The organism is Psychromonas ingrahamii 37, from assembly GCF_000015285.1.
GTDB classification, from domain to species: Bacteria; Pseudomonadota; Gammaproteobacteria; order Enterobacterales; family Psychromonadaceae; genus Psychromonas; species Psychromonas ingrahamii.
This window is the reverse complement of sequence record NC_008709.1, coordinates 2,175,598-2,189,215: the sequence shown is the minus strand read 5'-3', so window position 1 is coordinate 2,189,215 and position 13,618 is coordinate 2,175,598. Positions and strand designations below refer to the sequence as shown.

Below are 13,618 nucleotides of genomic sequence, written 5' to 3'. Positions count from 1 at the left end.
GAGAAGAACGTAGCAATAATTAAACATAAACTGGCGGGCATATAGGACTTCTTAATAGTAGTGAAGGTGGTTGAATAAACAAAGAAAAAAGCAGCTATCAATATATAGTCACGTTCCCCAAATGGATATGACCCCTGAGAATAGGGCCCCAGAGCCCGAAATTGTACATAAGACAAGTGACATTCGGCGTACAATTTGTTGTGAAAAACGATCAATAAAATGATGTGCGGCGCGATAACCTAAATAACCGGCAGGTAGTAAGGGTAGAGATATATAAAGGTGATGCAGGGTCATAAAACCAATAGGGATTTGCACAAATAATGACATGATCCCGCCCGCCACAAAAAATGCGGCCATATTAGCCCGTATTAAATGGGCTTGTTGATGTTGTAATAATAAAGCCATCGGCGGCCCACCAATGCTAGAGCTTGTGCCAAAAAGACCCGATAAAAAACCTGCAATCATTAATCTACGGGGAGTCGGCTCTAATTTAATCGGCAGTAAGCTAATCACAACAGCCATTAAGACAATTATTCCTAATAATAATGAAAGCTCTGCAACGTTGATATAAAAAAGTAACACGGCACCTGCGATAGTACCTGGAATACGCCCCATAATGCCATGTTTAAGCCCTGCAAATGAAATGTTAGCACGGTATCTTAGGCTGTTAATAATACCTAAGAAAAGCCCCACTATAATAATCGGGCCGGGAATAAATTCAGGAGACAGATGAATTAAGATAGGTGCCGCGACCACCGCGAGGCCGAAGCCTGTTGCACTTTGAATAAAAGAGCCACAAAAAATCAATAACATCGCAATTAACAAATTAATATCCATATTCACCCGCTAAGATTGTATCTGCTGTATTTTTTTAAAGTAAAACCGCAGTAGTTATTTTTAGGTATCGTCTACGTTTTGTAGCTCCACCGCTTTTTGAAGCGCTTCGTTAATCTGGCTTTCTACCGGTTTATCTGTAATTGTCTGGGTGAGATAACTGTCGGAGTACTGCTCAGCATCTTGTATAATTTCAACAACACTTGAGGCAACATCCGGCACAATCTCGATAAAGGTATTAGCGACCTCAACAGCATGTTCCGGTATATTTTTAGCGACTTCTTTCATATATAAATTAATCGCAGTTTGGATTTTTTGAATAGATTCTTTGTTTTTAAATGGATGTTCTTCACTCAACAATAAATTATGAAGGTAAGCTTCTGCCACATCGAAAGAAGCGTCGGGTAAAGCTTCAGAGATGGTGATCGCTATGTCAGCCGACTGTTCAGGAGACACATCCTGCATTCGGTTATAGAGCTCTGTTGCCGTTTGCTGCGGATCTGTTGCAACCCTGTCGACCGGTCTCATCTCATCCAACGAGCTGGACAGTATGTTAATATATTCTTCGGTCATCGCCAGTATCGCCAGAGGATATTTGCCAACCATTTTTTGGGCTGCATATTGCAGAATATTAATGCCGTTATCCGGCATCATAGCGGCAATGGCAACGATAATTTTACACATATCATCGTCATCCTGCATAATAATCCAATCAACAAGCTGTTCCGCTCTTTCCGGCGCAGCATCGATCAATATTTGAGCAGTTCGAATACTCCTGTAGGGTGCTATACGGACGATAGCAGAATATAATTTACCAATATTAACGGCTTTTATTTGACTTAATCCAGCGACCAAGCGGCTGGCATTTTTAATATCCCGTCGTGCTAACGCTTTAACCATATTGAGCGCAATAGCGGGGTTTTCATAGGCCAGATTAACTGCAATTTGTACACCTGCATTTGTTGATAATTCGGATTGAGTGTAAACAGTACGCGGATCCAATACCGAAACCGCCCCGCTTGGTGTCTGCATAACAAAGCTTTCTTGATCATCAATTGCTAAAGCTTCAGATTTTTTCATACGAATACTGATGAAAATAAGCAACAAAAATGCAGCAACAACGGTAAATCCAAATAATGCATTATTGCCTAATGATTCCATTGCGATCGCAGCGCTGTAGGGGCCTAAAATACTGCCCAGTGCATAGATTGCTAATAATGATCCCATTGCAGCTAATATCTGTTCTTTAATTACTTTATCAAAGGCTTCAGAAATACTCATAGGATAAAGACAGGCAGCAAGTCCCGTTGTTATTGCGAGCGCCATTAAGGTCAGTTTGAACCATTCTAAATAAATTAAAAAGGGTATCAATATACTAAATACAATAAAGGTCGCCACCATACCAAACATCACTTTTCTTCGGTCAAAATGATCCGATAAATACGCGATTGGAAATTGTAAAATTATCGCTCCCGCAATGGCGGCTCCCATAAAAACAGATAAATCAAAACCCTCAATACCATTATTACTGGCAAATATGGGTAACATATTTAATAGGCCGGAGTATAAAACACCACAAAAAAAGCAAGATACAACACCTAAGGGGGAGAGTTTGATAATAGTGAAAAATGACATGCCCTGGCTATCTTCAATAAAAGGCCCTTTGTGTCTGCCGATAACAATAGGGGTGATTGAAAAACTGAAGAGAATACCTGCCAGAATAAATAAAGTGGTACTTTCAACGGGGGCTAAGTTTAATAAAAATTGACCGGAAAATAATGCGCTCATAATGATAATCTGGTTAACTGCGAGTATTCTTCCGCGGTTTTTTTCTGTGGCGCTATGGCCTAACCAACTATCGAGTGTTGCATTAGTACAAGCAATACAAAAACCGGTAATGATACGCATTGCACCAAGTACTAAGGGGTCACTATAGAGCCCTGATAATAAAATGGCGACGGCGGTCAAACTACCGCAAATTGCAAAAGTTTGAATATGGCCAACACGTTGTAATAACTGGCGGCAGTAGATTGCACCAAATAAAAAACCGACGGAATACATTGATAAAACAATACCAATATTACTGATATCAACACCATCATGCTGCATACGAACAGGTAATAGAATATTACTTAATCCATTTCCAAGCATGATTAAAAAACCACTTAATAACAATAAGGGGAAAGGTTTTAACGTCTTTAACACGGAAATATCTCTTACAGTAGGTAGCTTAGCGAGGATTAGCAGTTGCTGTTTCCATTAAACTAGGAATAAAAAGGAAAGCTAAATGTTTTATAGATACAACATCAACACAACATTAGCATGACGTTCAATATAGGGCAAAGTTAAACGGCAAGAGACAGTAATAAAAATGCTGAGACCACTTATTTATAATCAACAATGTCTTTTATAGAGTTAATTATCACACGCCCTCGTGCTTGCCGGGAGTAAAAGAGATCCTCAAGAGCAATAGTGTCAAAAGACAAACATCCCTAGACAACTATTCATAAGTAAAATATTCCTATAAATAACCATGTGCTAGTGTCATGGTTTAGCCCTTAAATTGTAAATTTTCCTATAAATAATGATGTGTTAGTGCTAGATTTAACGCTTAAATTGTAAATTATCCTTATTGCTATTGAAAGGGTATTTATTAAGCTGGTGTTTTAAAAAAGGAACTTAAATGAGATTTTTAGTCGTATTAATTACATTTTGTGTAATGTCATCTAGTTATGCCGCAACATTAACGGCGGAAAGAAATGTAGAAATTTTAGCTGTTGATGGTCAAAAATACAGTAATCAAATTTTAGACACTTCGGATTTTACCTTGCCAAAGGGTCAGCATCAAATAGTCGTCAGATATTCGAATAGTTTTCCTAAAGACGGGATGCTAACCAGTAAACCCTACATTTTCAATATACAAGCAGATAATAATACAACGATCGCAGCTGTCGAGATATTTAACAGTTATGAACAAGCTAAAAAAGCACTAGAAACAGGCATCACTTGGCGTGTAACAAATCAAAACAACAGCGTGATGATAAAGGATGCAGATATCCTTTCCGGTGAAGGTTTTCTTCCCTATCATGATATCGAAAAGTTAATTGCAAAATACAATAAAGATGAGGGCATCATTTCATCATCAACAGCAGATAACTTAGCAATTACAGCTCAGGGTGAATCTTCTGATTATTCAAATAGCGCGCCAATAGAGCAACTAATAAAGGTTTATAATTCAGCCAGTAAAGCGGATAAAAAAGCGTTCAGGATTTGGTTGATCGAACAAGATATGAAATAAATAAATGAAATTAAGCTGCCGAGATTGTTAGCGTAAATAAGGGTGTGGTTTTCTTATCTGAAAACCACCCCCCTTCTTTTCAGTTACAATTTACAATTCTGACCTTTTACATTACTTGCAGGTAAAGCCGCTACCTGCGCCTTTAAGTTTTTAATACGCGTTGAGTTTGACGGGTGGGTGGATAATAACTCAGGTGGCTGATTTCCACCGGAAGCCTTGGCCATATTGACCCACAAATTAACACTTTGTTGCGGATCAAACCCAGCTTCAGCCATCAGCTTTAATCCTAGCGTGTCAGACTCAGACTCCTGCGCACGCCCATAGGGCATTAAGATCCCATACTGTACACCTAAACCAAGCCCCGCCATTGCTATATTTTGATATTCAGCTCCCCCCAGAGCAAGATTAGAAAGTTGTAATCCCGTATTGGCTAACTGACTTCTAGAAAGTCGTTCGTTGCTATGATTTGCCATCACATGACCAATTTCATGGCCAATCACCGTTGCTAATTGATCTTGATTAACCGCCACTTTGAGTAAACCGCTATAAACACCTATTTTACCGCCTGGCAGTGCAAAGGCATTGATCTGTTCACTATCAAAAACAACAACCTCCCATTGTGTAAAATCAGATTGAGGTGCTAAACGAGCGGTAATTGCGCTAGTCACACACTGTACATAGACATTTGTTTTTTTATCCGTACTGATCTTTTCCTGTTTTTTTATCTCTTCGAACGACTGCGCGCCCAGCTGTGACATCTCTGTACCCGAAAAGAGTAAAATTTGCGTTCTACCTGTTGGAGAGTTTGCGCAGCCATACAATGTCAATGATGCGGCCACTACAGTCGACAATAAAAATGGTTTTATTATTTTCATACTAACAATTCCTCTATTTATCATTACCTTTCACTTCTTACCTTATTGAATACGACTGAATATCACTAAAAAAAAGTACTGCAAAGGGAGATATCTGTTTCTTTTACCCGTATTCAGATAAAAGTGTGAATTTTTGAAGCAATTTGTAGGCTAATTGTAACCTATTGTCATGCATAATACGGAGATCAATATTGAAGTTAAAATGAATAAATAGGATTAAGGTGCACTTTATTTCTTTGCAGCCAAACAATTTTATTAGGGCCCAAGAGAGTAAACCTGATTTTAAAGTAAGGTTTACCAATACAGCCCCATACTTTGCAAAAAACCTTTTATCTTTCTATTTCAACTTGGTAATACACAGTAATTTAAGCATGTATTTTTGATTTTCATCATAAAGTATTTTTCAAAGGCAATTTTGGCAAAATGTACCCACTTTCCTTTTTTAAACCAGGTCACATTTCTGGGCGGAATTTGTGGAATAGCCACAAAAGTGGCCCCCCGTCCCTGCACCGATTACCACTATATGAGACATAATTTACCCCTGCTAAGATGCAACAAAAAAATAGCCACATCTTTTGATTTTAATAGATAGAACAAACGTTTTAACTGCTGTGGAAAAAAGTATAATTGCAATTACCAGATAATCCATCACCAGTGTGTCCAGATGGTTGATTTTAAAAATAAAGAGCAAATTTTTCTATTTCCAAGACTAAACTTAAAAGCAACAGTAAAACGAAATAATAATTTACAACAATCTTTACCTCTATCTATAAGGACAATAAAAATATGAAAGCAGCCGCCCTTGCCTTGTTGAGCGCTTCCCTTTTAACACTCAGTGCCTGCACGCCGCAGAGCAGCCATGCTACCGGAAATATCGAACCTTGCCCCACGTCACCAAATTGTGTTTCAAGTGATGCAACCGATAAAAATCATTTCATTTTGCCCTTTCAACTAACAACCTCAGCTGAAAAAGCATGGCCTATTGTAATAGAGGTCATTATGGCGCTCCCCCGCAGCAACATTATTCAACAAACAGATGATTTTTTAGATGTTGAATGTCGAAGTGCAGTATTTGGATTTGTTGATGATCTAAAATTACAGCTGAGGGTAAGCGAAGGTCTTATCGCAGTCTATTCAGCTTCACGTATTGGATATTCTGATTTTGGCGTTAACCGTGATCGCATTGAGGTATTACGGGCAGCGCTTATTAAACGCGGAGTGATAAAATAACAGGCTGCTTTAGGATTTATTGTAAATTGAACTTACCGGGGGGGGCAAAAAAGCGGAGCATTGCGCACAAGCCCTCTGCGCACATTTTCGCATCATTTTGCAAAGGCAGACATCTCTCTAAAATGGGGTATTTCTCCGCGCTCAAGTACCGACTTCCAGTGCATGATCTTCGTTTCAACTAATTCAATTAATTTTTCGGGCAGCCAACACAAGTATCCCCACAAATATGAATATTGGGATAATCAAAAGGAAAGTCAGCTTTCACTAATGTCATAATATCGAGCATCGCAGTCTGGCTTTTAACTCATTGCTCACGGCTTTAATTTTACCTCTTTGCACAGTAAGTATAAAATGTCATTGACAGCAAACTGCATAACACCATCATTAATATCATCGGCCAAACACTGCCACTAGGTAACATAGAGACAGCAGCAGCGACCAAGGCACCCGCACCAAATTTGAGGGAGCCCGCCAACGAAGATACCGTACCCGCTATTTCCGGATATTCGTTTAATAATAACGCGATACTATTACTGCCCACCATTGAAATAGTGCTGAAAAATAACATAACAGGTACAACAACTCCCCATAAACCTAAATCTAATAACTGCGCTAACACTAAGAGCAGGCTTGCGATTAGTTGAATAGTTAACCCCAAACGAAGCAGATAATGCGATCCTAATCTTTTTACATATTTTCCGTTTAATGTCGTCATCACCATCATTAAAAGTATATTTAAGCCAAATAAATAACCAACATTAGTGATGCTCACACCATATATTTCTATGTATATGAAAGAGCCAGCCGTTAAAAATGCAAACATACCAGCAAATGAAAAAGCCCCGGTAAAAATCAATCCAAAGGCTTTGGATCGGGTAAAGAGGGTAAAAAAATGGCGCATTGTAGTGCGCAGGCGAAAAGGTTGTCTATTTTCAGCTTTTAAGGTTTCAGGAATAACTAAGCTGGCAGCGATAATCATAACAAATGCAATCAGGGCTAATAACCAAAAGATAGAGCGCCAACCAAACCAGACGGCCAGATAACCACCAGCAAGTGGCGCTAATAAGGGAGCAATAGTCATCACTAATATAATAAATGACATAGTGCGAGCAAAATCTTCCTTGGCAAACATATCTCTAACAATAGCTTGAACAACAACAGCACCAGCAGCACCTGAAAAACCTTGCGCAGCACGTGCCCACATAAGCGCGTCAATACTGTCGCTCGCTGCACTAATAACAGCGGCAAGCGCGAAGAAAAAGGTACCAAGCAGCAACACAGGCTTACGACCAAAACTATCTGATAAAGGACCATGAAATAGCTGGCCAACTGCAAATCCGGCAATAAAAGAGGTCAAGGTAATTTGAATGGCACCTGCACTTACCCCAAACTCTTTTGCAATACTCGGCATTGCTGGCAGGTACATATCAATAGCAAAAGGAGTAAGGGAGGTGATACCACCCAGAATAACGATCAGTAAAAAACTTAATTTTGTTGTGGAGGACGAATCCATAATCTTCTCTGGGATAAAAGGAAATAAAAAAGTTAGAATAACATGAACCAGCTCTCGTTTATTATTTTTTTACACTTGACACACAGAATTTTCACTTTTATGTTCGGCCGCACTTATTATCTCCTTTGTCACTTCGCGGGTAACAAAAAACAATTAAATTGTTGTGGTGATTTTTTTAGAGTAATGAGGATTAATAATAATTGTCGTCTGCAGGTAAATATCTATATTCCAGTGACTGCCAGTTTAGTTTGAATAATACCAAAAGCATTAAGTTTATGATCACTTGCTTCAAAGGCCAAATTTACGCTAAAAAAGCCGTAGGATGAATTTGAAGAGTAAATCTGATCACTTTATTAATACGTTTGGTATAAACACTCTGTTAAATAGATTGAATCGACATGACAAATTAATGAATGGAATTAGTCTTCTGTTTTAGCAGCAGAGGTAACAGTGTAGTGGCTACATTTAATTTGTCAGGCACCCTAGAAATAAAGCTGTCTAGCAAAGCGCCTTAGAAATTCAACTTGCAATTTATTAAAAGTGAAAATTAAAGACCTGGCACCATAGATTTCTTGCAGAGCCATTTTGACGATTAGGGTGTTGATCATTAATGAGGTGTTGTTCTATTTCAGCTTGAAGTGCTGCTTTAGTTAACTGTTTGATGATAGATGTGAGTACACCATCTTTACCATTAAGGTTTTTACCTGCTGGAAGCTCTTTAACTGCATCGTTAAAGTTAAATTTATTAGTCATGTGTCATTCCTTTTTAGTTTATTTTACTGAAATGACACAGATTTTTGAACACCCCATTTATTTACATTACTGCTCATCAGCCCCTTCAACAATAACTTTCAGCTGCGTTTTAACGTCAATCCATTGAGACATGTACTGCGTACTTTTATGATGATGATGATTAAGCATGCTACCAATAAAGTTGGCTTGTCTGTGCGAAGTTAACGTATCGGTTAGTTGACTAATACACTGTGACAATGCGCTATTGATACTTTCTTGTTGGTACATAACTTTTGCATTTTTAGGGCCTAAATCACTCACCGTTTGCCAAATACTTTCATCTTGGTACAATTTTACCGCAGCATTTGCAATCGCTTGTGGGTCATTCGCTATTGCGCCCGCCCAGGGTAGTTCAGTTTGCATGCTTTCAGCGCCAACATCTGTTGTTACTGACGGGGTTGCACAATACATCGCTTCGGCCAGTTTTCCCTTCATGCCTGCACCAAAACGTAATGGTGCTAAACACACCTTTGCGCTTTGCATAGCAAGTACAGCATCATCTACCCAACCTTTGACTAAAAACCCTGATTTTTCATCATGTAAGTCAGTCGCCTTCGGCGGGGGATACGCACCATAAATATTCAGTACTACGTTAGGTAACTGTTTACGGATAAGTGGCCATATTTGTTGCTTTAGCCACAATACGGCGTCCCAATTAGGGGCATGCCTAAAATTACCAATAACCATAAAGTCTTGTCGTTGTTGATAATGAGGGTTTACTTGTGTTAATTGCGCTTCATTGAGCATGAATGGGCAATAGTGCAATAATTTGGCATCGACTTTAAATAGTCGCTGTAATAACTCAACCTCGATGCTTGAAATCATTAAGCTGATGTCTGAACGAAATATGGCTGCAACTTCGCGTTTGGCTAAATCGCTAGTTAGTAGGTTTTCGTCGATGATACTGCGCTTTTCTTTATACGCTTGATGCCGTGCATGACGCAAACAAAATAGATCTTCGGTATCTAGAATACGTAATGCTTGCGGACAATGCTCACTGACTCGCCAACCAAATTGCTCTTCCATCATAAAGCGATCAAACATCACCGCATCTGGTGCTAATTTGACAATAAAATCGTTGAAACTGGTGCAATTAAGATTGATATTTTCAACTGCGATATTCAGAGCATTTAAATCAGCCATGTGCTCCGTTTGTTGTGCGGGGCTGGCAAAAGTAATTTGATAGTGTTGCATTTGAAAAGAGTTAATTAACTGCATCATACGACTACCTGCTGCAGAAGAGTTAGGCTCTGGCCAAACATAACCAATAATGAGAAGTTTTTTCATGACATATAACCGAAGAATTTAGAGTTGTAAGGTATGGCGTTATTAGTTTAGCGACCATAAAACGGTATTATACCATGATATAAATACCATTCGTGCCAGGTCTTTAATCTTGAATTTACATTAACGGTAAAATTATCTCCTAACTCGGTCTGTGCCCCTTTGCGCCTCAGAAAGATAACTAGCTAACGCCCCCAAGCGTGTTAGAAAAATATAAATATATCCCCTAAATATTGGTGTTAAATCCCTTCAATGATTTAATTTAACTGGACACCTTATTTTAGATAAAAATCGTTTATATTCTCTAAGGTATATATAGCTGCAATGCACTCTATTTTATTTAGAGTAGATAAATGTCAGGTGAAATTTTATTTTCCTCGATCAATAATGTATTCGTTAAGTGACTTTGCGAAAAAAGGCAGGACACCCATACTTTATATTATTTAAAATCATCACGTTAAAATAAATATCATACTAAAGTCAATTAAAAGCCAATATCACGCTCTGTAGAAAGCAGTATTTAAATAGACAATAATCGGTTAAGGAAGAAACTAAATTATAAAACGCCAGCCAAATTAATAGCTGAACATATGGTAGCTATAGCTGCTCAGTGGTTATACACTTCAAGGTTGAATCTGCCAGATATAAAAGAGCGCTTAATAGACTTTTTAGATACGAAAGCTGAACATTACAGAATATACACATGAAAGATCAATCAATAGATACAAATTCATTAACCAAAAATTATTTGATATATACTTTTTAATGGTACGCTTTATTTAAACGATAAAAAAAATTTAGTAAAACTCAACGAAAGGGATCGCATGTCCCTTTATTTACTCCCTGTTTATTCTTTGTTTAACAAAATTAGCTTGCCGCTTGAACCCGTTTTATCTGGTTGCTTACATCAGATAAATTTCCTGTTTTAACCCAAACTTTTGCGCCATTACTTTTTGCCGTTACTGCTAATGTGTCGCCTAAAGGTAAACGCATCCAGCTATGCTTTTGCAGTAAATCATTTTGTGCTTGTAATTCCCCCGCTAATACCAATACCTCTGCACCATCAGGAACCGATAAACTCATTTTTGTATTGGGTTCAAAATAATAAACCGACACTTCTTCATGTTCGTCTTTGTATAACGGGGTAATAGAGACGCCAACTGTTTGCGAAGGAACCGCTGACATTTTATTCATCTGTAGGCGAACATGCGTTCTATCTTCAGGTTGAAATTGCCACAATTTTACAAAAATAATACAGCCGTTATCAGAGCGTGGCTTATGACTAGATTGTGGTGGATTTCGAACATACGAGCCTATAGGGAAATCTCCACTTTCATCTTGAAATACACCGTCAAGGACAACAAACTCTTCGCCACCGGTATGAACATGAGGAGAAAATTTACTGCCTTTTGCGTATCGTACTATGGAGGTTGCTCTAGCAACCTCGCCACCCACTCTATCTAGAGGTCTTCTTTCAACGCCCGGCATAGGTGAGGCTAACCAGTCTAATGAGGCACTATGAACAACTACTCTTTGATTAAAATCATCAAAAATTCCCATAAGTAAATCCTAGTTAAAAAAAGCAAAAGGGAGCGAGTCGTTAATGCCATTAATGTGGTTAAACAACTCGCAATATAGTTTTATTTAAGGCTTGGTCGGTCTTGAATCTTTGCACGCCATGCAAGTAAATTTGTGTATTGACTTGGCACGGTTAGTTTACCAAAATCAGCAAAAACAAGGCCTGCGAATAAGGTAATATCAGCCATTGTAAATACGTCACCGGCAACATAAGGCGCGTTACCTAATACGGTATTAAAATATTTAAAACCGGCCAGTACATTTTTAGCTTGTTTATTGCCCCATGCTTTATTTTGGTCTATTTCAAGATCAGGTCCTAAACCATCAGTCGCATGATGAAAATAAGTAGCGGCAGCATCAAGTACCATGAATTCAGCTCTGCGTTGCATCATGCTAATAACAGCACGCTCTTTAGCAGACGTTCCTGTTAATGAAATGCCCGCAAATGTATGATCGATATATTCAATAATAGCTGAACATTCAGAAATATAGGTTCCATCATCTAATTCGAGTACTGGAACACCAGCAGCTGGATTTTTTACTAAGAAAGCATCACTTCTATGCTCAGCGTTCATCACATCAACAGGAACAAAAGTAACCTGGTCTAGCGCATTTTTTTCAGCTAAAGCCATTCGAACACGAAGTGGATTAGGAAAACCTTCAACATCATATATTTTCATTTTTATTTCCAATTAATGAGTTTATTTAAATAAGCATTATTTTATTTACCATCAACTTACTTAGTTTTTATCTATCTATTGATAGGTAGTTAGCTAGCTTGATTGTTTTTATATCAATTGTCAAATGTTAACTTGTAGCTAAATGTAGCTTCTAGCGTGTTGTAAAATAACTTGCTATTAAATTGAACGCCAGTTAATATTTATCTATCAGTAGGTAGGTTTGAGGTGTTAATGAATAAAAAACGCGTAATTATTGTTGGTGGTGGATTAGCTGGTTTGTACACCGCGTTTCAGTTAGAGCAGTTAAATATTCCCTATGTGCTTTTTGAAGCGAAAGATGTTTTTGGTGGGCGCATTCATAGTGAAAAGCCTAAGGGAAATAATGACGAATCGTTATTTCATGATCTTGGCCCAACATGGATATTTCCGCATCATTATCGTATGAAAGCATTAGCGGCTAATTTGGAGCAAAATTTATTTCATCAACATATTGCCGGTGCGGTTGTTTATCATGAACATAGGAATATAGCACCTAAAATCATTAAAAATGGTCAAGGGCCTTTATTGCATCGTTTAGAAGGAGGTTTATATAAACTCATTTTGGCTTTACAAGCTAAGTTATCAAAACGTAACTATCAGCTTAGTTGTCAAGTGGATAGTTTAATAAAGGTCAATGATACTTGGCAAGTAACAGTGAAAAATACAAAAGATGCTTCGGTCGTTATTCACGAAACCGACAATTTAATGTTGGCCTTACCACCCAGACTTATCCATGAATACTTAACGCCTGCTCATTGGGCGAGTGAAGCGTTAACAAAAGCGTTAGTGGCTGTACCCACTTGGATGGCAAACCAAACAAAGTTTATAGCGACTTATAATAAACCTTTTTGGCGAGACAATGGCTTGGCAGGACAAGCATTTAGTCGCGTTGGACCTATGATAGAAATTCATGATGCCTCAGCCACAGATCAGCAGGGTTTTGCATTATTTGGTTTTATCGGACTTTCATCCCAAGACATAAAAAGTTTCTCTATTGAACATTTAAAAGCCCAGTGCATTAATCAGCTTAAATCATTGTTTGGCGAAGCAGCCCAGCACTATGAACAGTGTTATTTAAAAAGTTGGGGCAACGATGTCCATGTTGCCACAGATAAAGACAGAGCAGAGCCACCGGCGCATCCTGATTTTTATATAAAGCGATTTTCTCAGGAGTTATCGTCATTAAACTTATATTTGGCAGGTAGTGAGTTTTCTGAGGAAGACGCTGGTTACCTTGAAGGCGCGATTAACGCTGCTGATACAGCGATTAGTTTATTGAAAAAAGAAGTCTTGTTTAAAAGTCACTAAAAACGAACAAGCATCTTAGTGGTATCAATTTAGCGAAATTATTAAGTATTTGAATAAAATGACTTAGTCATTGATAATGCCTGAGATTATTGAGTAACTAACATCAGCAGTAACATTGTCTGGTTATATAGCTAATACGGGTATTAAAGCTACTCAATAACTTCATTATTTACTTAACCTCTCACAT

11 protein-coding genes are annotated in these 13,618 nt (G+C 38.1%); 3 read left to right on the top strand and 8 right to left on the bottom strand.

From position 1 onward, the window contains the following. Nucleotides 1-108 precede the first annotated feature (108 nt). Both PING_RS09400 and PING_RS09395 read right to left on the bottom strand, forming a co-directional pair. Entirely contained in the window at nucleotides 109-837 is a 729-nt protein-coding gene (locus tag PING_RS09400) for a sulfite exporter TauE/SafE family protein (protein WP_011770140.1), read from the bottom strand. Between the two features lie 60 nt (nucleotides 838-897). Next, nucleotides 898-3,039, bottom strand: coding sequence for an MFS transporter (locus PING_RS09395; RefSeq protein WP_011770139.1), 2,142 nt, complete (start codon nucleotides 3,037-3,039; stop codon nucleotides 898-900). 478 nt (nucleotides 3,040-3,517) lie between these two features. Here PING_RS09395 and PING_RS09390 point away from each other — a divergent pair, with 478 nt between their 5' ends. Next, the gene (locus tag PING_RS09390; protein WP_011770138.1) at nucleotides 3,518-4,132 is read left to right on the top strand and encodes a YccT family protein; all 615 of its coding nucleotides are present in this window, start codon (nucleotides 3,518-3,520) and stop codon (nucleotides 4,130-4,132) included. 83 nt (nucleotides 4,133-4,215) lie between these two features. Here PING_RS09390 and PING_RS09385 read toward each other — a convergent pair whose 3' ends face one another. Beyond that, nucleotides 4,216-5,007 carry a M48 family metallopeptidase gene (locus tag PING_RS09385; RefSeq protein ID WP_011770137.1) on the bottom strand — a complete coding sequence of 264 codons (792 nt, stop codon included), beginning with the start codon at nucleotides 5,005-5,007 and terminating at the stop codon, nucleotides 4,216-4,218. 786 nt (nucleotides 5,008-5,793) lie between these two features. Here PING_RS09385 and PING_RS09380 point away from each other — a divergent pair. Then, a complete protein-coding gene (locus PING_RS09380; RefSeq protein ID WP_011770136.1) occupies nucleotides 5,794-6,237 on the top strand; it encodes a DUF1499 domain-containing protein in 444 nt (147 codons plus the stop codon). 325 nt (nucleotides 6,238-6,562) lie between these two features. Here PING_RS09380 and PING_RS09375 read toward each other — a convergent pair whose 3' ends face one another. From PING_RS09375 to PING_RS09355, 5 genes are all read right to left on the bottom strand, one after another. Continuing rightward, nucleotides 6,563-7,750: a Bcr/CflA family multidrug efflux MFS transporter gene (locus PING_RS09375; protein ID WP_011770135.1), complete on the bottom strand. Its 1,188-nt coding sequence runs from the start codon at nucleotides 7,748-7,750 to the stop codon at nucleotides 6,563-6,565. A 534-nt stretch (nucleotides 7,751-8,284) separates the two neighbouring features. Next, nucleotides 8,285-8,503 carry a hypothetical protein gene (locus PING_RS09370; RefSeq protein WP_011770134.1) on the bottom strand — a complete coding sequence of 73 codons (219 nt, stop codon included), beginning with the start codon at nucleotides 8,501-8,503 and terminating at the stop codon, nucleotides 8,285-8,287. Nucleotides 8,504-8,569: 66 nt separating this feature from the next. Next, nucleotides 8,570-9,829 (bottom strand): glycosyltransferase, encoded by a 1,260-nt coding sequence (locus tag PING_RS09365; RefSeq protein WP_011770133.1) that lies wholly within the window; start codon nucleotides 9,827-9,829, stop codon nucleotides 8,570-8,572. 864 nt (nucleotides 9,830-10,693) lie between these two features. Next, nucleotides 10,694-11,386, bottom strand: a complete 693-nt coding sequence (locus tag PING_RS09360; protein WP_011770132.1) for a cupin domain-containing protein — start codon at nucleotides 11,384-11,386, stop codon at nucleotides 10,694-10,696. A gap of 80 nt (nucleotides 11,387-11,466) precedes the next feature. Further along, a complete protein-coding gene (locus PING_RS09355) occupies nucleotides 11,467-12,084 on the bottom strand; it encodes a glutathione S-transferase (RefSeq protein ID WP_011770131.1) in 618 nt (205 codons plus the stop codon). 231 nt (nucleotides 12,085-12,315) lie between these two features. Between PING_RS09355 and PING_RS09350 the strand changes: the two genes are divergently transcribed. Further along, nucleotides 12,316-13,431, top strand: coding sequence for a flavin monoamine oxidase family protein (locus PING_RS09350; RefSeq protein ID WP_011770130.1), 1,116 nt, complete (start codon nucleotides 12,316-12,318; stop codon nucleotides 13,429-13,431). The last annotated feature ends 187 nt before the right edge of the window (nucleotides 13,432-13,618 follow it).

What these genes read in the sequence shown, in the direction of transcription:
- PING_RS09370 (WP_011770134.1), bottom strand. Translation starts at nt 8,503, where the DNA reads ATGACTAATAAATTTAACTTTAACGATGCAGTTAAAGAGCTTCCAGCA.
- PING_RS09400 (WP_011770140.1), bottom strand. Translation starts at nt 837, where the DNA reads ATGGATATTAATTTGTTAATTGCGATGTTATTGATTTTTTGTGGCTCT.
- PING_RS09365 (WP_011770133.1), bottom strand. Translation starts at nt 9,829, where the DNA reads ATGAAAAAACTTCTCATTATTGGTTATGTTTGGCCAGAGCCTAACTCT.
- PING_RS09375 (WP_011770135.1), bottom strand. Translation starts at nt 7,750, where the DNA reads ATGGATTCGTCCTCCACAACAAAATTAAGTTTTTTACTGATCGTTATT.
- PING_RS09390 (WP_011770138.1), top strand. Translation starts at nt 3,518, where the DNA reads ATGAGATTTTTAGTCGTATTAATTACATTTTGTGTAATGTCATCTAGT.
- PING_RS09360 (WP_011770132.1), bottom strand. Translation starts at nt 11,386, where the DNA reads ATGGGAATTTTTGATGATTTTAATCAAAGAGTAGTTGTTCATAGTGCC.
- PING_RS09355 (WP_011770131.1), bottom strand. Translation starts at nt 12,084, where the DNA reads ATGAAAATATATGATGTTGAAGGTTTTCCTAATCCACTTCGTGTTCGA.
- PING_RS09380 (WP_011770136.1), top strand. Translation starts at nt 5,794, where the DNA reads ATGAAAGCAGCCGCCCTTGCCTTGTTGAGCGCTTCCCTTTTAACACTC.
- PING_RS09385 (WP_011770137.1), bottom strand. Translation starts at nt 5,007, where the DNA reads ATGAAAATAATAAAACCATTTTTATTGTCGACTGTAGTGGCCGCATCA.
- PING_RS09350 (WP_011770130.1), top strand. Translation starts at nt 12,316, where the DNA reads ATGAATAAAAAACGCGTAATTATTGTTGGTGGTGGATTAGCTGGTTTG.